The sequence below is a fragment of the Arthrobacter sp. ES3-54 genome (assembly GCF_029504395.1).
Taxonomy (GTDB): Bacteria; Actinomycetota; Actinomycetes; order Actinomycetales; family Micrococcaceae; genus Arthrobacter.
Window position 1 is genome coordinate 89623 of record NZ_JAQFIF010000001.1, and the last position, 20317, is coordinate 109939.

Sequence of the window (20317 nt, forward strand, 5' to 3'; positions counted from 1 at the left end):
GCCCGGAGTCATCCTTGCTCCTCGTCCAGTTCCTTGTTCATGGCTTCGGGATTCGCGTAGGCCCGAAGGATTGCGTCGGCCCAATGCGCGTCGCCGAGGTGCCAGCGTGCATATCGTCTTGCGGCTGCGAGGCCGTCCGGGTTCTGTTCGCTCATAAGTCAATTGTACCGTGAATCACGACGCGTCGACAGTGATTCGCAGTGACTATTTCGCATTGACATGGTGTTGCCAAGGGCAACAACAGGATGGAATAGATGAGACAAAACGCTACAAACGGAGACAAAAACCCCTATGTTCTAGGGGAAAACCCGCTACAATTCAGGGTATTCACAGGAGTTCGAATCTCCTTAGCTCCACGCTTTTGCAGGTTTTCGGGACCATCGGCCTGCGGCTGCAGGCCGTCCGTCGGCGCACCCTTCCATAGGCATGCTGAGATTCAGGTGCCGGCCCCAGACCGAATACGGCATCAAAATATTCTCCAGGAAGCCGCCCCGGGGTCGATTTCACGTGTTAGGTTTGCGGGCAAAGCCGCGCCCATTGCCAGCAGCTTCCGTACTCTTGGGGGAGAGTGACGATGATCCCGAACCACAGCCAGCTCATCAATCTCACGCTCGGCGCAGACCCGGGTTTTCTTGCGGGCCGTTTCGCTACCGTCACCGGCGACCAGGACTCGTGGGTGGTGCCGCTGAAGAGCCTGGAAGCGCCTGGGCTCAATGGAATCCTGACTGTGAACGCAGCAACGTACGTCATCACGCGGGCCGAACTGGGACACGTGAGGCAGGCGCTCATCATCGACCGGGCCGAACCCACGGACCAGGACCTGGCGGACCTGGAAGCTTTGAAATCAGGAGCAACATGACAGCCGCAGGGATCAGGTCCCGGACGGCGTCGGACGTCAGTCTGCACGTCGGCGCGCCGGGACCCGCCGTGGCCACCCAAGCGGCAGCGCTCCTCAACGAATCCCTCGGCTCTGGTTTCATCCGCCCATCGGCTCTGGCTGAACTCACGGTTGAGGGCGGGGGAGTCCTCATCCGGGCCCGCAGCCGGGACGGCGATCTCCTTGGCGCAACGACCGCGCGCGTCCTGGACCAGACGTCCCACACGGCGCTGCAAGACCGCCTGCGTCTCGCCACCGCCGACGCCGGTTTGGGCGGGCGCCGGGTCGGCGAAATTAAGTCCATTGTCGTCGCCCCTTCAGCCCGGGGGATGGGCCTCGGCACGATCATGCTGGCGGCCTGCCTGGACTTTCTGAAGGCTGGCGGCTGCCGCTACGTCGTCTGCGCGTCGTGGGTCTCGGCCGATCCACAGCACTCGTCCCTGGGGATGTTTGAGCGAGCCGGCTTTGCGCAGCTGGCTACCATCCCCAGCTACTGGGCGGACGACCAGAGAGTGGCCGGTTACCTCTGCCCCATGTGCGGCCCCGAGTGCGTCTGCGCGGCCATCATCCTGAGGCTCCCACTCGAGGACGGACCCGCTAGGGCTCTTCCTTGGCAAGGGTCTTTGTCTGGTCCGGTGTCGGCCGTCCCAGGCGCCGGTCGAGTGTGACGCGCAGCCTGGCGGCCGCAACCTGAACCCGGTGCTGCGAGGCGGTCGCAGGGCTGGAAGCCTTCACGGGGATGTGCTGGGGAGCCAGAGGTTCCTCGTACCCGTTCACGGACTTCCACGCGATGTCCAGGAGTTCGAGTTCCTCATTCCGGGCCAACTCACTGCTGGCGAGCACCTCCAGCGCCGCCAGCCCCAGGGCTCTGGTGTCCTCGTCCTGGTCCAGGGCACTGTCCAGCGCCCATTGTGTCCGTTTCCACCACTCGGCGCGGTCATCGGCGATGGCCTTCTGGCGCAATGTCTGCCAGGCCATGAACGCTCCCACAGCTGCCGCTACGAGCACCGCAACAGGGGCAAGCGCGGCAACGATCTGCCACCACTCGGCCGGACTTGAATGGAGGAAGACTTCAACCGGAACTGGAGTCGGGGCAGGCGTTGGCGGCATGCGATCAGCCTAAGCCGCGGCCCGGACAGTGTCAGGCCACCAAGCGGGTGCGGCGTGGTCCCGGGACTCGCGCGACCGGGCAGTCGACAAAGCCCGCAGCCCCTGCGGCCGCCTCCGGGGGCAGGCGCCGGCAGACCAGCTCATCTCCGCCGCAAAAGCGGAGTTCAGCGGCGGCGTCCCGGCCGTCTCGGACCAGGACGCGCAGCGGATACTCTCGGCGATCGGGACCAACGGGTTCTGCCGCTAGCCTTGTCAGTAAAACGAGGAGAATTATGACCACCCTGAAAGAACGCCTGCACGCCGACGTCGTGACCCACATGAAGGACCGCAACAAGGTTGCCCTCACCACTGTGCGCAACGTCCTCGGCGAGATCGAAACCCGGGAAAAATCGGGCAAGACGCCAATCGTGCTGGACGACGCACAGGTGACTGCCCTCCTGCAGAAGGAAGCCGCCAAGCGCCGCGACACAGCCCGCATCTACACCGAAGCCGGCGAAGCCGAGCGTGCGGCCGCCGAGATCGCCGAAGCCGAGGTGATCGAGGCCTACCTGCCCAAGCCACTCACCGCAGCCGAAGTCGAGACGATCGTGGACGAGGCCATCGCCGCGCTCAAGGCCGACGGCGTCGAGCTGTCCCTGCGCCAACTGGGGGCAGTGATGAAGCCCGTCACCGCCACGGTGGCCGGACGTTTTGACGGCAAGGCCGTCAGCGAAATCGTCCGCAACCGTCTCGCGCAGCAATGAGCCTGATCCGGCTGCACGACGTCGGCGTCCGCTTCGATAACACACAGATCCTCCGCGAGGCGTTCTTCCGCCTCGAGCCCGGGGACCGGGTGGGCCTGATCGGCAAGAACGGCTCCGGGAAGACCTCCGTCCTCAAGCTCATCCTGGACCAAGTCTCCCCGGACGCCGGAACAGTCACCGTGGAGCAGGGAACCAGAGTGGGCTACTTCTCCCAGTTTTCCGAGCTGGACGGCGAGGCGACCATCCTTGAGGTCCTTGACGGACTGTTCGTCCAGATCAAGGCCGCCGAGGCCGAGCTGGCAGCCATCGACGCCACCATTGCGGCAGACCCCGCCGAAGCAGAGCTGGACCGGCTGATCGGGCGCCAGGCCGAGCTGTTCGAGGACATGGACCGTCTGGACGGATGGGACTACACGCGGCGCATCGCCACCGTCCTGACCACGCTGGGGTTCAGCGAGGCTCACCGCACATGCGCGATTGACGAACTCTCCGGCGGGTGGCGCAACCGCGCTGCCCTGGCCAAGATCCTGTTGGAGGGTCCGGACGTATTGCTCCTGGACGAGCCCACCAACTACCTCGACGTGGCCGGCGTCGAATGGCTGGAAAACTGGTTCCGCGACTACCGCGGCGCCGCGATCATCGTCTCGCACGACCGGAAGTTCCTCGATGCTGTGGTCACCCGGATTATCGAGGTGGAGAACTTCCATCTGCACGAATACCCGGGAAACTTCGCCGAGTACGTTGTCCAGAAGCAGTTCCGGCTCAAAACGCTCGAGGCGCAGTTCGTCCATGAGTCCGAGCTCCTCGCGTTTGAAGCGGAGGGCATTGCCGACCGCCGCGAGGCCGCCAAAGCCGCCAGCCGCGGGTTGGGGAACCAGCTGGCCAAGATCAAGAAAGCTCGCACGCCCCGCCCCGTAGACCAGATCGTCACGGAGATCTACGGCGGGCTGCACGTGAAGGATGTCCTCTGCCGGGTCGAAGGACTGGGCAAGTCCTATGGCGAGAAAGTGTTGTTCGAGGACCTCAGCCTTGAGATCCGCCGTGGCAACAGGATTGTGGTCCTGGGCTCCAACGGCAGTGGCAAGTCCACGCTGCTGAAAGTGCTGACCGGGGAGGAGCCGGCCGATTCCGGTGAGGTGGTCTGGGCCAAGGGGCCCGGTTTTGTTTCGTACAACAAAATGCTGGAAGAACTCGACGACGCCGACACCGTTTCGCACGCGGTCAACGCACTGCCGGACAGCCTCGCCTTCAGCGCCACGAAGAAGTCCGTCAACAGGTTCCTCGCGATGTTCCAGTTCTCCGAGGCCGACCTCAAACAGAAAATCGGGAACCTCTCCGGCGGACAGAAAGCCCGCGTCGCCATGGCCCAGTGCCTGCTCTCCGGCGCCTCGGTGCTGCTCCTGGACGAGCCCACCAACCACCTGGACATGTCCAGCACCCAGGTGATGGAGCGGGCACTGCTCCACTTCCCCGGGGCAGTCGTCGTAGTCAGCCACGACCGCTTCTTCACCGAGAAAATCGCCACCCGTCGGCTGGTCTTCGGCAGCGACGGCGCGGAACCGGGCGAGGTCGACGTACGCGCGGCCTAACGGAACGCCGGGACGACCGGGGCGGGACGATTGACCCAGGCGCGGCAATCCGGTCAGCGAGATAATAAGAACATGACCAACCAGGAGCACGACCGCGACCCGTGGGAGGAGTTCGACCAGCTCAAGCCCGCTGGCCCGGACCGGGTTGCCGGCTACCCCGGCGGAGAGCCGCTGGGATTCGGCTTCCGCACGGGCGTCCGCAGCGCCCGGGTCGCCCTCGGATTTGCCGTCTACTCGCTGGCGCTTGGAAGCAGTCTGGTCCTCATCGGGGCCATCGTTTTCATTGCAAGCGGGAAGTGGCTGCTGCTCGGGCTCATGGTGCTGGTCGAGGTCGTCTTTATCCTGGCGTTCCGGCGGCTCATGGTCCAGGTCCGGGACCGCCGCGCTTCCGGCTAGAGCCAGCCCTTCTTCTTGAAGATGGCGTACATCAGCGCCGCCGTGCCGGCCATGAGTGCGATCGCCATCGGGTAGCCCAGCGTCCAGTGCAGTTCCGGCATGTGGTCGAAGTTCATGCCGTACAGTCCGGCCACAAAGGTCGGCGCGAAGAAGATCGCGGCCCACGAGGAGATCTTCTTGACCTGTTCGTTTTGTTCCGCGCTGGCCTCGTTCTGGCGGTTGGCGGTCAGGGTTCCGTCCAGGGTGAGCGCGTTCTGCAGCAGGTCACGGAACGAGTCGGCGCGGGAAATCAGCCGCTCAACGTGGTCCTCGACGTCGCGCAGGCTGTGCTGCAGTTCCGTGTCCACCCGGTACTTCTGGAAGCCGCGCCGGAGCTGTTGCATCATTGCCGGGAGCGGGTGGATGGCGCGCTGGAAATGGATGACTTCCCGGGCGAGTTCGTAGATCCGTCGGGACACCAGGGGGTCGCCGCTGAAGAGCTGGTCCTCGATCTCGTCGATGTCGTTTTCCAGCCCGGCCACCACAGGACCGTAGTCATCCACCACCTGGTCCATGAGTGCGTACAGGACGGCCTCGGGGCCGTGGCGCAGCAGGTCGGGCCGGCTCTCCATCCGGTGCCGGACCTGGCCCACGACTTTCGTCTCGGCGTGCCGGACGGTGACCACGAAGTTCCGGCCCGTGAAAATGTGGAGTTCGCCGAACTCCACAGTCTCGGTCTCGTCCAGGTACCGGGCAGGCCGGAGCACAGCGAACAGGTTGTCATCGTAGCGTTCGAGTTTGGGGCGCTGATGGGCAGAGATGGCGTCCTCCACCGCCAGCCCGTGCAGGCCGAATTCCGCCGCCACGGCCGCCATTTCCTCGGGCGTGGGCCGGTAGAGACCGATCCAGGCCATGCCCCCGCGCTCGGTCAGGGTCTCGAAAGTCTGCTCGAGGTTCCGCGGCTCGGCGCTGCGGATGCCGTCAACGTAGACGGCGTTGTCGATGATAGTCACCGGGACATTATCCTTTGTTCACCTGGAGTTCGGCGGAACCGGCCCGCCGCGACGCGGACCGGCCGGGAGCCATCGCGTTGCCTTGGGCGAGCCGGCTGATCAGGGGTTCGGTTCGGTAGGGGATATGGGTGTGCAGCGCCAGTACGGTCTCGGTGCGGATGACTCCCTTGATCCGAAGGATCGACCGGAGGGCCGCCTGGAGGTTGTGCGTGTCCGTCGCCACCACCCGGCACCAGACGTCGCCGCGCCCGGAGATCTCATGGACTTCCAGGACCTGGGCGATCAGCCGCAGGGCCCCGACGACGCCGTCGAGCTCCCGGTGGTTGACCTCAATCGTGACGAAGGCGACGACGTCGTAGCCCACCGCCTCCAGATCGATTTCGCGGCCGCCGTCGTGCAGTACGCCCGAGCGCAGCATGCGCCGCACGCGCGACTGGGCGGTGTTCCGGGCGATCCCCAGGGCATCACTGAGGTCGCCGATCTGGATCCGCGGATCCCGGATCAGCTCCAGCAGGATCTTGAGGTCGGTAGGGTCCAGACTGTTCAAATCATCACTCCGGTTCACTTCAACAGTCCGGGAATGACTGTTTTGCTCAATTTTGGCACAGAATTTAGCCATGAAGATCATTGGTATTGCACTCTGTAGGTACCAATCTTTCGACCGGGCCGGGCGGTTCCCCCACAACAGGGAAAGCCCGGCCCTGCACTTTGCAAGGGCACGGCCATGACTGTCTTCAGCGAACTCCGCATGCGCCCGGCCACAGCTGACCGCTGGGGCTGGGACGCTTCCACCACCGCACGGCTCGTGATGGCAGGCGTCGTGATCTTTACGCTGCTCGTCGGCGCGAACCTGGCGACTCCGCTGTACCCGTTGCTGCAGGCAAAACTGGGGATTACGGCGCTCGACGTTACGGTGGCGTTCTCGGCCTATGTCCTGGCGCTCGTGGCCACCCTGGTCCTGGCCGGTCATTGGTCCGACCACATCGGACGCCGTGCCGCCCTCGTGCTCGCGGTCCTGGTGGGCCTGGCCGGTGGCTTTGTCTTCGCCACTGCAGACAGCCTCGTGGCGCTCTGCGTCGGGCGCGCGCTGCAGGGCGTGGCCGTAGCGCTCGCCACCGGCGCCAGCTCGGCCGCCCTGCGCGAACTCCTGCCCAGCCGGCCGGAGTGGGCCTCCCGGTTCACGCTCCTGGCCTCGGCCGGTGGCGTCGCGGCCGGCCCGGCGATCGGCGGACTGATGTCACTTTTGCCGGGCCCGACGTCGACGCCGTACTACCTGCACTCCTTCGTCCTCGCTGCCGTCCTGGTGCCCCTCTACCTGCTCAAGGCGCGGCCCGCCATCAGCCTGCATGCCGGTCCCCAGCCGCTGCGTGTCCTGGCACCGCGGCGGCCGTCGGTCTCGAGCGACGCGCGCGGCGCCTTCTGGCTGGCCTCTTCCGTGGGCTTCCTGAGCTTCACGGTCTTCGGCTTCTGCCTCTCGCTCGCGCCCGGCTATTTCGCCCAGATTGTCCACGCCGATTCGCGGCCGCTGATCGGCCTGCTGGCCGGGCTGACGCTGGGCTCCTCGGCCCTGAGCCAGCTGCTGGCCATCCGGGGCCGGTTTGCCGTGTCCGCCGGACTGGCCGTCCTCGGCGTTTCCGTGCTGCTGATCGCCGCGGCCGCCGCCTGGAGCAGCCCGTGGCTGCTGATCTTGGCCAGCATCACTGCCGGCGTGGGGCAGGGCGTAGCCTTCCGGACGGTCTTCAACGACGTTGCAGGCAAGGTGGAGCCCGCCCGACATGCCCAGATCATCAGCACGGTCTATGTCATCACGTACCTTGGCAGCGCCATCCCGGTTATCGGGCTGGGGCTCGCGGCCGGGATGGTCGGGCTGCAGGCCGCCGTCGCCGGTTTCGTCACGGTGTGTGCCGCGGCCGCGCTGACGCTGGCGGCCGTGACCCTGCGGGACGCCCTGCGCCAGCAGGTCTAGCCAGCCGTCGCCGCCAGTGCGCCGTGGGAAATAAGTGCGCCGTGGGCAATAAAAGCGCCGGCGGCAATAAAAGCGCTCGGGGGTCTGGCGCTCCGGCGGCCGCTGTTACGGCAGCGGGCCGTGGTTGCCCTGGATGTGGTCGAAGACCAGCGTGGTTTCGGTGTGGCCCACCACGGGGTCGGTGGCCAGGTTGTCCAGTACCCAGTCCCGGAGGTCCTCGGTGGTGGCGACGGCGATGTGCAGCAGATAGTCCACTGAACCGGACGTGTGGAAGGTTGAGAGCACCGCCGGGAGCTTGGGCACCCGGGCCGTGAAACGGTCGATCTGCTCGCGGTCGTGGGCCCGGAGCCGGACCGCAATGAGGGCCTGGACCGAGCGTCCGATCGCGGACAGGCTCAGGTTGGCCTCGAAGCCCTCGATGATGCCGCGCTCGGACAGGGCGCGGGTGCGCATCAGCGCGGTCGACGGCGCGATCCCCACGAGCTCTGCCAGCTGCTTGTTGGAGATGCGGGCATCCGCGACGAGGGCAGCGAGCAGGCGCTCGTCGATCGCGTCCAGCGGTTCGCCGGCCCCCGGCCGAACATTCTTCGCACTGCTGCTCACGGATCCTCCTCATAGTGTTGTCTATTCATCATAAACGGCACTATCCGACAGTTCCATTCAGAACCCCTACAAATGCTCGAATTATTGCCAGATACTTGCGGAATTCAATGGCGAATATTCGTAAGGAGTTAGGGTGCTCTCTCAAGATTCATTGGCGGTCCACGCGGGCCGGAACGGGCTCACGGAACTGGGCGTGCATGCGGTGCCCATCGATCTGTCCACCACGGCACCGCTGCCGTCCGTGCACGACGGCGGCCTGGCCTACGAGCACATGGCCACCGGCGGGGCACACGTGGAGGGGCAAAGCACTGTGTACCAGCGGCTGTGGAACCCCACGGTGGCGCGGTTCGAAGAGGGCGTCGCGGTTCTGGAAGGCGCGCCCGAGTCTGTCGCCTTTGCCACCGGCATGGCGGCGCTGAGCGCAGTGCTCCTCGCCGTTGTGGCGGCGGGCAAGAAGCATGTTGTCGCCGTGCGGCCCCTTTACGGCGGTAGCGACTACCTGCTCGCCTCCGGCGTCCTCGGCAACGAGGTCACCTTCACGACGCCGGAGGGCGTCCGCGGCGCGCTGCGGCCGGACACCGGCCTGGTGATCCTGGAGACGCCGGCCAACCCGACCCTTGAGCTGGTGGACATCGCACAGGTGGCTGCCGCTGCCGACGGCGTGCCGCTTCTGGTGGATAACACTTTCGCCAGTCCGGTGCTGCAGCAGCCCTTCAAGCACGGTGCCGCCATGGTGTTGCACAGCGCTACAAAGTTCCTGGGCGGCCACGGTGACGCTATGGGCGGTGTGGTGGCCGCAGGCTCTGAGTGGGCGGTGCGCCTGCGCCAGATTCGGGCAGTGACGGGCGGAATCCTGACCCCGTGGCCGGCCTACCTGCTGCACCGCGGGCTGGCGACGCTCCCTGTGCGGGTCCGCGCCCAGCAGGCCAGCGCCGAAAAGGTCGCGGTTGCCCTGGCCGGGCACGGGCTTGTGAAGCGGGTCTACTACCCGGGACTCGCTGAATGCGACCCGCGAGGCCTCGTCGGGACCCAGATGTCCGGCCCTGGATCGCTCATGGCCTTCGAGCTCGCCAGCGCCGAGCACGCCGAACGGATCCCGGCCGCCGTCGGCATGATCACGCACGCCGTCTCCCTCGGTGGGATCGACACCCTCATCCAGCACCCCGCAGGCCTGACCCACCGGCCGGTCGAGGCCGCGGCCAAGCCGCACGCGAGCCTGTTGCGGATCTCGGTGGGACTGGAGGACCCGGCCGACATCGTCGCCGACCTCGTGCAGGCGATCGAGGCCACGCGTTAGCCCCGCGGACCTCGACACCTGGCCGGGCCCGAGGCCTAGCGGGGATCGGCGCCACGCGGTAGCCCGCGGACCTCGACACCCGGCCGGACCCGAGGCCTAGCGGGGATCGGCGCCTATCCGGACACCGTGGCCCCGCCGCCGGCGGCCTTGCTCCCGCCGCCGCCGGCCCTGCCGGCGGCTGCGTGAACCGACGCGGGATGCGCGACGGCGGTGATTGCCGCCGTCGCGCCGGCCAGTCCCGTGACTGTCAGGGCAAGGGCCGTCCAGCCAAGCCGCTGGAAGATCAGGCCGCCGGCCCAGCCAAGCACGCTGGAGCCGAGGTAGTAGGCGAGGTTGTACAGCGAGGCGGCCTGCGCCCGGCCCGTCGTGGCGATCAGCCCGGTCCAGCCCGAACCGATGCTGTGTGCGGCGAAGAAGCCGCCCGTGAACAGCAGCAATCCCACCAGGATCGGGACCAGCAGTTCCGTGAGTGTCAGGGCCAAGCCGCCCGCCATCAGCGCCGTGCCGGCGATCAGGACCGTGCGCCGGCCGAACCGGGACGTCAGCCCCGCTGCCCAGCGCGCCGAGACAGTTCCGGAGAGGTAGGCCAGGAAGATCAGGCTGATCGCGGTGGCCGGCAGGCTGAACGGTTCCCCGGACAGCCGGAATCCGAGATAGTTGTAGACGGCCACGAATCCGCCCATGAGCAGGAACGCCTGGACGTACAGGGCCAGCAGCCGGGGATTGCGGGCATGGCCGGCCAGCGTACCCATGGCGCCGCGGAGGCCGCCCGCGGCCGCAACGGTGAACCCCTGGGCCCGCGGCACGAGAACGAGGAACAGGACAGCTGCCCCGGTGGCCAGGACGGAGACGGCCAGGGCAGCGGCCCGCCATCCCCACAGTTCGCCGGCCGGTCCGGCGACCAGCCGCCCGGCAAGGCCGCCCAGGGTGGTCCCGGCGACATAGCTACCGGCGGCGAGGGCGGCATGGGCCTTGTTGACCTCTTCGTTGAGGTATGCGATCGCGATGGCGGGGATGCCGCCTAGCGCCATTCCCTCCAGCATCCGCAGACCCAGCAGCACGGGGAAGCTGGGGGCCAGGGGGACCAGCAGGCCCAGGATGGTGGCAGCGGAGATGCCCCACATCATTGCCCGGACGCGGCCGATCCGGTCGGCCAGGAAGGACCACGGCAGCACCGTCAGGGCCAGCCCCACCGTTGCCAGGGAGATGGTCAGCGCGGCCTCGGCGGCGGAGATGCGGAGGTCCGCCGCCAGGAGGGGGAGCACCGCCTGGGTGGAGTAGAGCTGGGCGAAGGTCGCGACGCCGGCAAAGGCAAGCCCGGCGAGGATCCGCCGGTAGGCTGCGGAACCCTTCGGATGGCCCGCCCACGCTGCAGCGTTAGCTGCAGGATCAGCTGCAGGATTGGGGACGGGACGGGGACCTGCGCCGAAGGGCGCCGAAAAGCGTGGCATGCACTCAGGCTAAAGCCTGACCGAGAGATGCTTACAATGCATGATTTCCATAGAATAGATAGCAAAAATGCAACAGTGCACGGAGAGTGGAACATGGACGTCGAACACAGGCAGCTGGTTCAGCTGCTGCCTCTCCTGCCGCTGCTGGCAGAACTGGGGCGGACGGAGCACATTACTGAGACGGCCGAGCTTCTGGGCCTGCCGCAGTCGACGGTGAGCCGCGCAATTGCGCGGGCCAGCGCCATTGTGGGGACGGAGCTGTTGATCCGGGACGGCCGCGGCGTGCGGCTGACGCCGGCGGCGAAGGCGCTCCTGCCCCACATCGAGGTCGCCCTGGACGGATTCCAGACGGGGCTGGATCTCGTCCGGCACGAATCGGAAGTGGTCCGCGGCCGGATCGCGGTCTCGTTCCAGCACACCTTCGGCGAGGCGATGCTGCCGCTGCTCATCAGTGCGTTCCGGAGCCGGCACCCGCAGACTGCCTTTGACCTCAGCCAGGGCGCACGGGACGGCTGCCTCGCGGAACTGGCCGCGGGCTCCGCGGACCTGGCGCTCACGGCCCCCGTCGCCACGCCAGGCAAGAGAATCGGTTCGGCCGCGCTGTACCGGGAACCGCTGCGCCTGGTGGTGCACCACCGGCATCCCCTGGCCGGCCGCCGTCGGGTCCGCGTCGCCGAAATCCGGCAGGAGCCGTTCGTGGCGATGGGGTCCGGCTACGGCATGCGCTCGCTGACCGATGCGTTGTTCCGGGAGGCGGGGTTCCGCCCGCGAATTGCCTTCGAGAGCCAAGACTCGCACACCGTCCGCGGGCTCGTCTCGGCCGGGCTCGGCGTCAGCATCCTGCCGCCCGGCGGCTCCGCACCGGGCCGGCACCACCATCCGGCGGGCCCGGGAGCCGACGACGGCGGGCCCGGGTGGGTGGAGATTCCCCTGGATTCGGCCTTGGCTTTCCGCGAGATCGGCCTCGCGTGGCGGGAACGCCGCGGCGGTGCCGATGCCGAGTCCGATCCCGTGCGCTTGTTTCGCGAACTCGTGCTGCGCGACGGGCCGGCACTCCTGGCAGGCTTCGTGCGCGAACGCTCGGGAGGCTGAGCCGGGCCGCCAAGTCGCCGGAAGGGTGCGCCAAGGTCGTCGAAGTCGCCGGAAGCGTGCGACGTCGCCGAAAGGAAACGGCGGTTTCGCACGTTTCCGGCGAACTCGGGATCCTGCAGCGGGCAGCCCTCAGCGGCCTGTGCAGCGGGCTGCGCCGCGGCAGGCAGCGCCGGTCAACGGCCGGCGAGCAGCCCGTGCACGACGGCGGCGACGGGTCCGGCCTGCGCCTGCCGCCAAGCCGAGCCTGCCCACAGGTTCAGGCGCTCCGGGTCGCCGGCTGCGGCGGCCGCGGCGCGGAGGGGAGCCGTCAGGTGGTGGATCGCCGGGTAGGCCTCCGGCGCCTCGGGGTGGTCGCGGACGAATTCGTTCTCCAGGGCCCGGGCCTGCCGGCCGGTGAAGGCGCGTGTCAGCCGGGTCTGGGTGAAATGCGGATCCGCCAGGGCATCCTTGTGCAGCTGCCTGGCACCGCTTTCGTCCGTGCGGAGGAAGGCGGTGCCGAGCTGGGCTGCTGCAGCCCCGGCGCGCAGCACCGCGTCGAGCCCGGCCGCGTCCATGATGCCGCCCGCGGCCACCAGCGGCAGGTCGACGGCGGACCGCACCTCCGCGAGCAGCTCCGCCGTCGTCCCGCCCGGCTGTGCCCCCGACGCCGGAAGGAACGCCGCACTGTGTGCTCCGGCGCTCGTGTGCTGCACCACCAGGGCGTCCACGCCCTGCTCTGCCGCCCGTACGGCCTCGGCCGTGCTGGTAACAGTGGCAAGCACCGCCGAGCCCACCCGCTGCAGAGCGCGGGCGACGTCGGCGCCGGGCAGCCCGAAGGCGAAACTGACCAGCTCCACGGGCTCCGCCAACAGGGCATCGATCTTTCCCTGCCACTCGTCGTCGTCATCGACCCGCAACGGCGGGAGCTCCACACCGTACCGCCGGGCATCGGCCAGCAGCTGCAGCCGGTAGTCCTCGAGCTCGGCCAACAGCGCCGCGGACGGCCGCAGCTGGGCCGGATCCGGGACGAACACATTCATCCCGAAGCGGGCGCCGGACTCCCGGACGGTGCGGATTTCCGCCTGCATGGCCGCCACGCTCTTGTAGCCGGCCGCCAGGAAGCCGAGGCCGCCGGCGCGGTGTACGGCCTCGACAAAGGCCGGCGTCGAGGTTCCTCCGGCCATGGGTGCCGCGATGACGGGTGTGCCGAAAAGATCGTGGGACATTGCGGGCTCCTTGCAGCCATTCAGTAACCTGTTCCAGTGACTAACACTGACTTCCCGCCGGGGGCGGACTCCGTTCCATCTTCCACCACGCCATCCGCCCCGGCGACGACGGGTGCTGTGATCGGCCTGGACATCGGCGGCACCAAGACCCGGGGCGTCCGATTCGAGGACGGCGCCCCGGTGGCCGACGAATCGGTGGGCAGCTCCAATGTCCAGAACGTCAGCCCTGAGGAGGCCGCCCGCAACCTGGCGGAACTCTTCGCCCGTATCGGTGGGGGAGACGTCGCCCAGGTTTACGCCGGAGCCGGTGGCATCGACACCGACGACGACGCCGCGGCGCTCGCGGCCCTGATTGCCCCCCACGTGCCCGGCGCCCGGATCACGGTGGTCCACGACTCCCGGCTGCTGCTCGCCGCTGGCGGCGCCAGCACCGGCGTCGCAGTCATCGCCGGCACTGGCTCGGCCGCGTGGGGCAGGAACGGCCGTGGCGAGGAAGCCCGGGCCGGGGGCTGGGGCTACCTGCTCGGCGACGAGGGCAGCGGCTATTGGCTGGGCCGGGAGGCCGTCCGCCACAGCCTGCGGCGGATGAACCAGGGGCTGGAACCGGACGAACTCACCACCGCCCTGCTGGCATCCTGCGGCGTGGACCACCCGAACAAGCTAATCGCGCTTTTCCACTCGCCCGCGACCGGACGCCGTTTCTGGGCCCAGCAAGCCCGCCTCGTGGTGGAGGCCGCAGACGCCGGCCATGCGACGAGCCAGGCCCTCGTGGACCAGGCCGGGCGCGACCTCGCCGACCTGGCCGCGCAGACCGTCAGGCAGCTCGACATCGAGGGTCCGGTCATCCTGGGCAGCGGGCTCGGCATGAACGTGCCGCGGCTGCAGGAATCGTTCCGCGCGGCACTGGCCGCCGCGGGGATCACCGATGTCCGGGTCCTGGAGCAGGAGCCCATCTTCGGCGTGCTCCAGCTGGTGGCGGACCAGGAGTAGCCGGAGGGATTCCGCCGGCTACTACGCTGGAGGGATGAGCATGCAATTCGACACCCGGCCCGCCGCCTACGCCGTCATCATCCGTGACGCCGAGATCCTCCTGGCGTACTGGAAGCAGGACGGCCGCGAGGGCTGGACGCTGCCGGGCGGCGGGCTCGACCTGGCCGAACACCCGGTTGACGGCTGTCGCCGCGAGATCCACGAGGAAACCGGCTACGACGCCGAGGTTGGCGCCTTGCTGGGGATCGACGTCGGGCACTGGCCATCCGAAGTCCGGCTCGACGGCGGCGAGCGGGACTTCCAGTCGCTCCGGCTGGTCTACGAAGCGACGATCACGGGCGGGGAACTGCGCCACGAGGTGAACGGCAGCACCACCCACGCGGCCTGGATTCCGCTGGAGGCGGTGGCCGAGCTGAACCGCGTCTCGCTGGTGGAAGCCGGGCTGCGCCTGTACCGCGAGAGGCCGCTGAACGGAAAACTTTCCGGCTAAACCGCTAGCCAGGCGCGGGCGCCATGGCTATTCTGTAGAAACCGCCGGGAAGAAGCGCAGCAGCGTACTAAACGCTGTAGCCCAACAAACGCAGTAGCCCAATAGAAGCACTGCAGTCCGTCGGCGGGACCAGGCGGGATCAGACAGGGCCGGCCGCAGCAAGCCGGCCAACGACGGGGGGGTGGAAGCAATGAATGCGATATTTCTGAGCGCGCAGCGCACCGATACAAACCATGTCATTACTCCTGCCCCGTCCCACGGCGCAGCCTAGCCATCCAGCGCTAGTCTCCACGCACGCGGCATCTCTTGCCGCAGCGCACCTGCGCCGCTTCACGGGGCCCCATCAAAGGGTTTTCGTTGACTACACATGCTGCATCGCCGGGCGCCCGCCGCGCCCTCTTCACCGATTCATCTGTTCCCAATTCATCCCTGTCCGCAGACGGCGGCCCCGAGGGGCCAGTCCACTACGGTTACACGGCCGGCGTCGCCGAGCGGTTCGCCGCCAATCCCGTACCGGGAGGCCGCTACCCGGGCCGCGTCATCCGGGTGGACCGCAACCTCGTCCTGGTGGCCGACGGCGGCGGAACCACACACCTGCCCTATCCGCGCGGCGGGGAGCTTCCCGCCACCGGGGACTGGGTCTGGCTGGGCTCGAACGCGGCGGGGGAGCCCGCCATCGTGGGCGTAGTGCCGCGCCACTCGGAGCTGAGCCGCAAGCGTGCCTTCGAGGCTTCCTCCGAGGCGCAGGTCCTTGGCGCCAACATGGACGTAGTGGGGATCGTCGTTCCGGTGGACCGTCCGTTGACGCACAACCGGCTCGAACGGACGCTGGTCGCGGCCTGGGACTCTGGTGCCACGCCGCTCGTGATCATCACGAAGGCGGACATCGCTGACCTCGCGGACGACGTCGTGGGGACGGTCGTGCGCCAGTCGGCGGGCGTCGACGTCGTCACCACCTCTGCTGAGAACGGCGACGGCCTCGACGAACTGCTGGGCCATCTGCCGCCCGGCGGCACGCTGGTGCTGCTGGGGCCCTCCGGCGCCGGCAAATCCACGCTCATCAATGCCCTCGCCGGCGCCGCGACCCAAGAGATCGGGGCAGTCCGCGCCGGCGACGGCAAGGGCAGGCACACCACCACGTCCCGCGCGCTCGTTCCCCTGCCCGGCGGCGCCGTCCTGATGGACACACCCGGGGTGCGCGGCTTCGGGATTTTCGACGCCGAGGACGGAATGGAGGAGATGTTCGGCGACCTCGAAGAGCTCTTCGAGCAATGCCGCTTCTCGGATTGCGCGCACGGCCGGGAGCCCGGCTGCGCCATCCAGGCTGCGCTCGCCGACGGCGTCCTAGCCGAACGCCGCTGGGCCAGCTACCTGAAGCTGCAGCGCGAACTCGCCGCCCTGGCCCGCCGCCACGACGCGGCCGCCCGGCGGGCCTACCAGCGCGAATGGCACCAAAAGATTGCGGTGGCGGGCAAGAGCCAGCGGTCGGCCGAGCGGGACAGCCAGGAAAATGCGCGCGACCGCGGCGGCAAGGGCAGTCAGGGCGGCAAGGGCGGCCGGCGGCGGCCCCGCTGAGGCACACTCCGCGGTGACACAAACGGTCCTGGTGGCGCAGCGGAAGCATTTCCGGTGCGCCACCCATCCGAAATCGTTGTGCTTCCGAAGCCTTACGGGAGCCGCGGCGCCGCTGACATTGTCCGGGGCGCTGGTTAGTCTAAGTGCTAACTGCTTTATGGCCAGCACACTGACGAAGTTGGCTGGTCCCTGTCGATGTTGCCGCCAACAGTTAGGTAAGCCCGGAAATGGCCGAAGCCATGATCGAGTTCCAGAACGTCACGAAGCAGTACCAGGGTGGCCAGCCCGCCGTTGACGGGCTGACCATGTCTATCGACAAGGGCGCCATCACGGTGTTCGTGGGACCTTCCGGTTGTGGGAAGACCACCTCCCTGCGGATGATCAACCGCATGGTGGAGCCCACTTCGGGCGTCATCACCGTCGACGGGGCTGATGTCACTTCAGTGCCGGCCGCGCAGCTGCGCCGGTCCATGGGCTACGTCATGCAATCTTCCGGGCTGATGCCGCACCGCTCCGTGCTGGACAACATCGCCACCGTTCCACGGCTTAACGGCGTGTCCAAAGCCGAGGCCCGCAAGCGCGCCCAGGAACTGCTCGACGTCGTCGGGCTGGCCTCCTCCCTCGGCAAGCGGTACCCGTCCCAGCTCTCCGGCGGCCAGCAGCAGCGCGTGGGCGTGGCCCGGGCGCTCGCGGCCGATCCTCCGGTGCTGCTGATGGACGAGCCCTTCAGTGCCGTGGACCCGGTGGTCCGCGATGAACTGCAGAAGGAGCTGCTCCGGCTCCAGCATGACCTGGCCAAGACGATCGTCTTCGTCACCCACGACATCGACGAGGCCACCGTCCTGGGCGACAAGGTGGCCGTATTCGCTGTCGGCGGCAAGCTGGCGCAATACGCCGCCCCGCAGGAGATCCTGCGGGCTCCGGCAAACGAATTCGTGGCCGCATTCGTGGGCCGCGACCGCGGGTTCCGGCACCTTGCCTTCAGCCCCTCCGACGGCGTCACCATCCACCCGGTCAGCACTATCACGGCCGAACAGCTCCGGGAGGAGGGCAGCTCCGACGGCTGGCAGCTGGTGGTTGACGACGCGCTCCGTCCCCTTGGCTGGGCCGGGCCCGGCAGTGCCACCGGAACCGGTCCGGCGATGGTTCCCGGCGGCTCCTTGTTCCGCAAGGGGGACACGCTCCGCCGAGCCCTGGACGCGGCCCTGTCCTCGCCGTCGGGCCTCGGCGTCGCCGTGGACGACGACGGCCGCGTGGCCGGGGTTATCGCGGCCACGGAAGTGCTCGCTGTGATCGAGTCAGACCGCAGCATCCGGCACGGAGGGCTCTGATGGAGTGGTTCCTGGCCAACAGGGCGGAGGTCTTCAGCCTCGCCGGCCAGCACCTCGTCCTGGCCATCCTGCCGATGATGTTCGGGGTCCTCATTGCCATCCCGCTGGCCCAGCTCGCCCGGCAGAACCGGGGCCTCCGGTCCACGGTGCTCACGGGGTCCTCGCTGCTCTACACGATCCCGTCCCTGGCGCTCTTCATCATCCTGCCGACCATCCTCGGAACGCGGATCCTGGATCCTGTCAACGTGGTCGTGGCCCTGACCATCTACGCCGTTGCCCTGCTGGTGCGCGCCGCGCTGGATGCCTTCGACTCGGTGGACGAGGACCTCCGGCAGGCGGCCGTCGCGATGGGTTTCAAACCCTTCGCCGGTTTCATGCAGATCGATCTGCCGCTGTCTTTGCCGGTAATGTTCGCAGGGCTTCGCGTGGTCTCGGTCAGTAACATCTCACTGGTCAGCGTCGCGGCACTGCTGGGCATCGGCAACCTCGGAATGCTCTTCACTTCCGGCCTGCAACGTGATTTCGTCACCGAGGTGGTGGTGGGCATCATCGCCATCCTGATCCTCGCGCTGCTGATGGACTCCATCCTCGTCCTGCTCGAACGGCTGCTGACCCCGTGGACCCGGGCCGCGGCGGCCACGGGCGCTGGCGCCGGTCCAGGCGCCGCCCAGGACACGACTGGCGCCGCTGACGGGGCCTTGCTGCTTTCACGCCCCAAGACCGGAGGGGGAAACGCATGAGCAATGTTGTCACGGACACCTTCGCCTGGCTCGCCAACCCGGAGAACTGGTCCGGCAGCGCCGGAATCCCGACGCGGCTGGCCGAGCACCTGCTCTACACGGGCCTGGTGATGCTGATCGCCACCGCCATCGCCGTGCCCATCGGCCTCTACGTCGGACACACCGGCCGCGGGCGGGTTGCCATCGTGGCACTCGCCGGCGCGCTGCGCGCCCTGCCCACCCTCGGCTTGCTGACCCTCTTCGTCCTGCTCGCCGGGATCGGTCTGATGCCGCCGATCTGGGCCCTCGTGATCCTGACCGTGCCGCCCCTGTTGGCCGGCACCTACGCCGGGATCTCCAGTGTTGACCGCAATGTAGTGGACGCCGCCCGCGCCATGGGCATGACCGAATGGCAGGTCCTCTTCCGGGCGGAATTCCCCAACGCGCTGCCCGTGATGTACGGAGGCTTCCGGACCGGGGTGCTCCAGGTGATCGCGACCGTCTCCGTAGTCGCCTACATCAACCTGGGCGGCCTGGGCCGCTACCTGTTCGACGGACTCGTGCTCTCCGACTTCCCGCAAATGCTGGGCGGCTCCTTGTTGATTGCCGCCCTCGCCATCGCGGTCGACCTTGTCCTCGCCCTGATCCAGAGGCTGTTCCTGTCGCGGGGCGCCTCGTCCCAGCCAAACCGCAGCCAGCAGGCTGCGGTTGATCTCACAGACCCCGTACTCGCGGGGACTGTTCTTCAAGGAGGTACGTCATGAAGGAATCCCGCCAACGAGCCCTCGGCAGGCGCACATTCGGCGCGGTGGCCGCCGGCGTCGGCCTGGCCATGGCCCTGTCCGCATGCGGAGGATCATCCAACCCGCTCAGCTCGGCCCCGGCCAGCAGCGGTGCCGCCTCCGGTTCAGGCGGCGCCCTGGTGATCGGCTCCGCCGATTTCCCGGAGAGCCAGATCCTGGCGGAGGTCTACGCCGGCGCCCTGAACGCCGCGGGTGTCACGGCCAGCACCAAGCCGAACATCGGCTCGCGCGAGGTCTACCTGAAAGCAGTCCAGGACGGGTCGGTGGATGTTGTTCCCGACTACAGCGGCAACCTACTGCTGTACGTAAACAAGGACGCCACCGAGGTTTCGGCCGAGGACATTGCGAAGGCCCTCCCGGCCAAGCTCCCGCAGGGCCTGGCCGTGCTGGATGCCTCCAAAGCGGAGGACAAGGACGCCATGGTGGTTACCAAGGCCACTGCCGAGAAACACCAGCTGAAGTCCATCGAAGACATGGCGAAGGTTTGCAGCGACCTCGTGATTGGCGCCCCGGCGACCTTCGCCGAGCGCGCTTACGGGCTGCCCGGCCTGAAGAAGAACTACAACTGTGTCCCGAAGAAGCTTGAACCGTTCAGCGACGGCGGCGGCGCAGTCACGCTGAAGGCTCTGCTCTCGGACCAGGTCCAGGTGGCGGACATCTACACCACCACCCCGTCCATCCCGGACAACGACCTCGTGGTGCTGGAGGATCCGAAGAACAACTTCATCGCCCAGCAGGTGCTGCCGCTGTACAACACCGCCAAGATGACGGACAAGGCGAAGGAAGCCCTCAACTCCGTGTCCAAGGTCCTCACCACGGAAGACCTCATCAACCTCAACCGTGCCGTGAGCGGCAGCCAGAAGCAGAATCCGAAGGACGCCGCGGACGCGTGGCTGAAGGAGAAGGGCATCGTTAAGCAGTAGCCAGCGCTGGGGGCCCGCCGTGGCAACATGCTGCGGCGGACCCTGCCGGGCCGCTGGCCACGACTGACCTGCCGGTGACGCCGGTGTCCGGGCTTGCAGCCCGGGCACCGGCGTCGTTGTTGTTACTGCCGGGTCCGCGTGTGAGTCATGTCTCAGCGGAAGTAC

The 20317-nt window shown here is 67.8% G+C and carries 23 protein-coding genes; 16 read left to right on the plus strand and 7 right to left on the minus strand.

The annotated features are described in order from the left end of the window. Nucleotides 1–8: 8 nt before the first annotated feature. A complete protein-coding gene (locus M2428_RS00535) occupies nt 9–155 on the minus strand; it encodes a hypothetical protein (RefSeq protein WP_277522514.1) in 147 nt (48 codons plus the stop codon). A 419-nt stretch (nt 156–574) separates the two neighbouring features. Between M2428_RS00535 and M2428_RS00540 the strand changes: the two genes are divergently transcribed. Both M2428_RS00540 and M2428_RS00545 read left to right on the plus strand, forming a co-directional pair. Further along, nucleotides 575–859 (plus strand): hypothetical protein, encoded by a 285-nt coding sequence (locus tag M2428_RS00540; protein WP_277522515.1) that lies wholly within the window; start codon nt 575–577, stop codon nt 857–859. Continuing rightward, complete coding sequence (locus M2428_RS00545; RefSeq protein WP_277522517.1) at nt 856–1545, plus strand: GNAT family N-acetyltransferase; 690 nt, start codon at nt 856–858, stop codon at nt 1543–1545. The genes M2428_RS00540 and M2428_RS00545 overlap by 4 nt, the downstream gene beginning before the upstream one ends. Here the strand turns inward: M2428_RS00545 and M2428_RS00550 are convergent. Continuing rightward, complete coding sequence (locus M2428_RS00550; RefSeq protein WP_277522519.1) at nt 1475–1987, minus strand: hypothetical protein; 513 nt, start codon at nt 1985–1987, stop codon at nt 1475–1477. The genes M2428_RS00545 and M2428_RS00550 overlap by 71 nt on opposite strands. A 28-nt stretch (nt 1988–2015) precedes the next feature. On the opposite strand from M2428_RS00550, the gene M2428_RS00555 reads away from it, so the two are divergent. The 4 genes from M2428_RS00555 (at nt 2016) to M2428_RS00570 (ending at nt 4715) form a co-directional block, all read left to right on the plus strand. Then, the gene (locus M2428_RS00555) at nt 2016–2234 is read left to right on the plus strand and encodes a hypothetical protein (RefSeq protein WP_277522521.1); all 219 of its coding nucleotides are present in this window, start codon (nt 2016–2018) and stop codon (nt 2232–2234) included. A 25-nt stretch (nt 2235–2259) separates the two neighbouring features. Then, nucleotides 2260–2730 carry a GatB/YqeY domain-containing protein gene (locus tag M2428_RS00560; protein ID WP_277522523.1) on the plus strand — a complete coding sequence of 157 codons (471 nt, stop codon included), beginning with the start codon at nt 2260–2262 and terminating at the stop codon, nt 2728–2730. Beyond that, complete coding sequence (locus tag M2428_RS00565; RefSeq protein ID WP_277522525.1) at nt 2727–4319, plus strand: ABC-F family ATP-binding cassette domain-containing protein; 1593 nt, start codon at nt 2727–2729, stop codon at nt 4317–4319. Before M2428_RS00560 ends, M2428_RS00565 begins: the two co-directional genes overlap by 4 nt. A 72-nt stretch (nt 4320–4391) precedes the next feature. Then, nucleotides 4392–4715, plus strand: a complete 324-nt coding sequence (locus M2428_RS00570) for a hypothetical protein (protein WP_277522527.1) — start codon at nt 4392–4394, stop codon at nt 4713–4715. Here M2428_RS00570 and corA read toward each other — a convergent pair. Both corA and M2428_RS00580 read right to left on the minus strand, forming a co-directional pair. Further along, entirely contained in the window at nt 4712–5707 is a 996-nt protein-coding gene (corA, locus tag M2428_RS00575; protein ID WP_277522528.1) for a magnesium/cobalt transporter CorA, read from the minus strand. The genes M2428_RS00570 and corA overlap by 4 nt on opposite strands. A gap of 7 nt (nt 5708–5714) precedes the next feature. Continuing rightward, nucleotides 5715–6254, minus strand: coding sequence for an Lrp/AsnC family transcriptional regulator (locus tag M2428_RS00580; RefSeq protein ID WP_277522530.1), 540 nt, complete (start codon nt 6252–6254; stop codon nt 5715–5717). Between the two features lie 177 nt (nt 6255–6431). On the opposite strand from M2428_RS00580, the gene M2428_RS00585 reads away from it, so the two are divergent. After that, nucleotides 6432–7673 carry an MFS transporter gene (locus tag M2428_RS00585; RefSeq protein WP_277522532.1) on the plus strand — a complete coding sequence of 414 codons (1242 nt, stop codon included), beginning with the start codon at nt 6432–6434 and terminating at the stop codon, nt 7671–7673. 105 nt (nt 7674–7778) lie between these two features. Here M2428_RS00585 and M2428_RS00590 read toward each other — a convergent pair whose 3' ends face one another. After that, nucleotides 7779–8276, minus strand: coding sequence for an Lrp/AsnC family transcriptional regulator (locus M2428_RS00590; RefSeq protein WP_277522534.1), 498 nt, complete (start codon nt 8274–8276; stop codon nt 7779–7781). Between the two features lie 133 nt (nt 8277–8409). Here M2428_RS00590 and M2428_RS00595 point away from each other — a divergent pair, with 133 nt between their 5' ends. Further along, complete coding sequence (locus M2428_RS00595; RefSeq protein WP_277522536.1) at nt 8410–9573, plus strand: PLP-dependent aspartate aminotransferase family protein; 1164 nt, start codon at nt 8410–8412, stop codon at nt 9571–9573. 113 nt (nt 9574–9686) lie between these two features. Here the strand turns inward: M2428_RS00595 and M2428_RS00600 are convergent, their stop codons facing one another. Further along, entirely contained in the window at nt 9687–11024 is a 1338-nt protein-coding gene (locus M2428_RS00600) for an MFS transporter (protein ID WP_277522537.1), read from the minus strand. Between the two features lie 93 nt (nt 11025–11117). On the opposite strand from M2428_RS00600, the gene M2428_RS00605 reads away from it, so the two are divergent. After that, nucleotides 11118–12116 (plus strand): LysR family transcriptional regulator, encoded by a 999-nt coding sequence (locus M2428_RS00605; protein ID WP_277522539.1) that lies wholly within the window; start codon nt 11118–11120, stop codon nt 12114–12116. Between the two features lie 173 nt (nt 12117–12289). On the opposite strand, the gene M2428_RS00610 is transcribed toward M2428_RS00605, so the two are convergent. After that, nucleotides 12290–13321 carry a nitronate monooxygenase gene (locus tag M2428_RS00610; protein WP_277522541.1) on the minus strand — a complete coding sequence of 344 codons (1032 nt, stop codon included), beginning with the start codon at nt 13319–13321 and terminating at the stop codon, nt 12290–12292. 36 nt (nt 13322–13357) lie between these two features. Here M2428_RS00610 and M2428_RS00615 point away from each other — a divergent pair, with 36 nt between their 5' ends. The 7 genes from M2428_RS00615 (at nt 13358) to M2428_RS00645 (ending at nt 20152) form a co-directional block, all read left to right on the plus strand. Beyond that, a complete protein-coding gene (locus tag M2428_RS00615) occupies nt 13358–14311 on the plus strand; it encodes a BadF/BadG/BcrA/BcrD ATPase family protein (protein ID WP_277522543.1) in 954 nt (317 codons plus the stop codon). 34 nt (nt 14312–14345) lie between these two features. Continuing rightward, complete coding sequence (locus tag M2428_RS00620; protein ID WP_277522545.1) at nt 14346–14801, plus strand: NUDIX domain-containing protein; 456 nt, start codon at nt 14346–14348, stop codon at nt 14799–14801. A gap of 429 nt (nt 14802–15230) precedes the next feature. Continuing rightward, nucleotides 15231–16376 carry a ribosome small subunit-dependent GTPase A gene (rsgA, locus tag M2428_RS00625; protein WP_277523553.1) on the plus strand — a complete coding sequence of 382 codons (1146 nt, stop codon included), beginning with the start codon at nt 15231–15233 and terminating at the stop codon, nt 16374–16376. Between the two features lie 227 nt (nt 16377–16603). Then, a complete protein-coding gene (locus M2428_RS00630; protein WP_277522547.1) occupies nt 16604–17707 on the plus strand; it encodes an ATP-binding cassette domain-containing protein in 1104 nt (367 codons plus the stop codon). Next, nucleotides 17707–18447: an ABC transporter permease gene (locus tag M2428_RS00635; protein ID WP_277522548.1), complete on the plus strand. Its 741-nt coding sequence runs from the start codon at nt 17707–17709 to the stop codon at nt 18445–18447. Before M2428_RS00630 ends, M2428_RS00635 begins: the two co-directional genes overlap by 1 nt. After that, nucleotides 18444–19190, plus strand: a complete 747-nt coding sequence (locus M2428_RS00640; protein ID WP_277522550.1) for an ABC transporter permease — start codon at nt 18444–18446, stop codon at nt 19188–19190. The genes M2428_RS00635 and M2428_RS00640 overlap by 4 nt, the downstream gene beginning before the upstream one ends. Beyond that, nucleotides 19187–20152 (plus strand): ABC transporter substrate-binding protein, encoded by a 966-nt coding sequence (locus M2428_RS00645; RefSeq protein WP_277522553.1) that lies wholly within the window; start codon nt 19187–19189, stop codon nt 20150–20152. The genes M2428_RS00640 and M2428_RS00645 overlap by 4 nt, the downstream gene beginning before the upstream one ends. Nucleotides 20153–20317 lie beyond the last annotated feature (165 nt).

Excerpts from the sequence above, each read along its gene's own strand:
- M2428_RS00605 (WP_277522539.1), top strand. The coding sequence starts at position 11,118 with ATGGACGTCGAACACAGGCAGCTGGTTCAGCTGCTGCCTCTCCTGCCG.
- M2428_RS00535 (WP_277522514.1), bottom strand. The coding sequence starts at position 155 with ATGAGCGAACAGAACCCGGACGGCCTCGCAGCCGCAAGACGATATGCA.
- M2428_RS00610 (WP_277522541.1), bottom strand. The coding sequence starts at position 13,321 with ATGTCCCACGATCTTTTCGGCACACCCGTCATCGCGGCACCCATGGCC.
- M2428_RS00570 (WP_277522527.1), top strand. The coding sequence starts at position 4,392 with ATGACCAACCAGGAGCACGACCGCGACCCGTGGGAGGAGTTCGACCAG.
- M2428_RS00600 (WP_277522537.1), bottom strand. The coding sequence starts at position 11,024 with ATGCCACGCTTTTCGGCGCCCTTCGGCGCAGGTCCCCGTCCCGTCCCC.
- M2428_RS00545 (WP_277522517.1), top strand. The coding sequence starts at position 856 with ATGACAGCCGCAGGGATCAGGTCCCGGACGGCGTCGGACGTCAGTCTG.
- M2428_RS00640 (WP_277522550.1), top strand. The coding sequence starts at position 18,444 with ATGAGCAATGTTGTCACGGACACCTTCGCCTGGCTCGCCAACCCGGAG.
- M2428_RS00585 (WP_277522532.1), top strand. The coding sequence starts at position 6,432 with ATGACTGTCTTCAGCGAACTCCGCATGCGCCCGGCCACAGCTGACCGC.
- M2428_RS00550 (WP_277522519.1), bottom strand. The coding sequence starts at position 1,987 with ATGCCGCCAACGCCTGCCCCGACTCCAGTTCCGGTTGAAGTCTTCCTC.
- M2428_RS00565 (WP_277522525.1), top strand. The coding sequence starts at position 2,727 with ATGAGCCTGATCCGGCTGCACGACGTCGGCGTCCGCTTCGATAACACA.
- M2428_RS00620 (WP_277522545.1), top strand. The coding sequence starts at position 14,346 with ATGAGCATGCAATTCGACACCCGGCCCGCCGCCTACGCCGTCATCATC.
- M2428_RS00635 (WP_277522548.1), top strand. The coding sequence starts at position 17,707 with ATGGAGTGGTTCCTGGCCAACAGGGCGGAGGTCTTCAGCCTCGCCGGC.
- M2428_RS00560 (WP_277522523.1), top strand. The coding sequence starts at position 2,260 with ATGACCACCCTGAAAGAACGCCTGCACGCCGACGTCGTGACCCACATG.
- M2428_RS00645 (WP_277522553.1), top strand. The coding sequence starts at position 19,187 with ATGAAGGAATCCCGCCAACGAGCCCTCGGCAGGCGCACATTCGGCGCG.
- M2428_RS00540 (WP_277522515.1), top strand. The coding sequence starts at position 575 with ATGATCCCGAACCACAGCCAGCTCATCAATCTCACGCTCGGCGCAGAC.
- M2428_RS00630 (WP_277522547.1), top strand. The coding sequence starts at position 16,604 with ATGGCCGAAGCCATGATCGAGTTCCAGAACGTCACGAAGCAGTACCAG.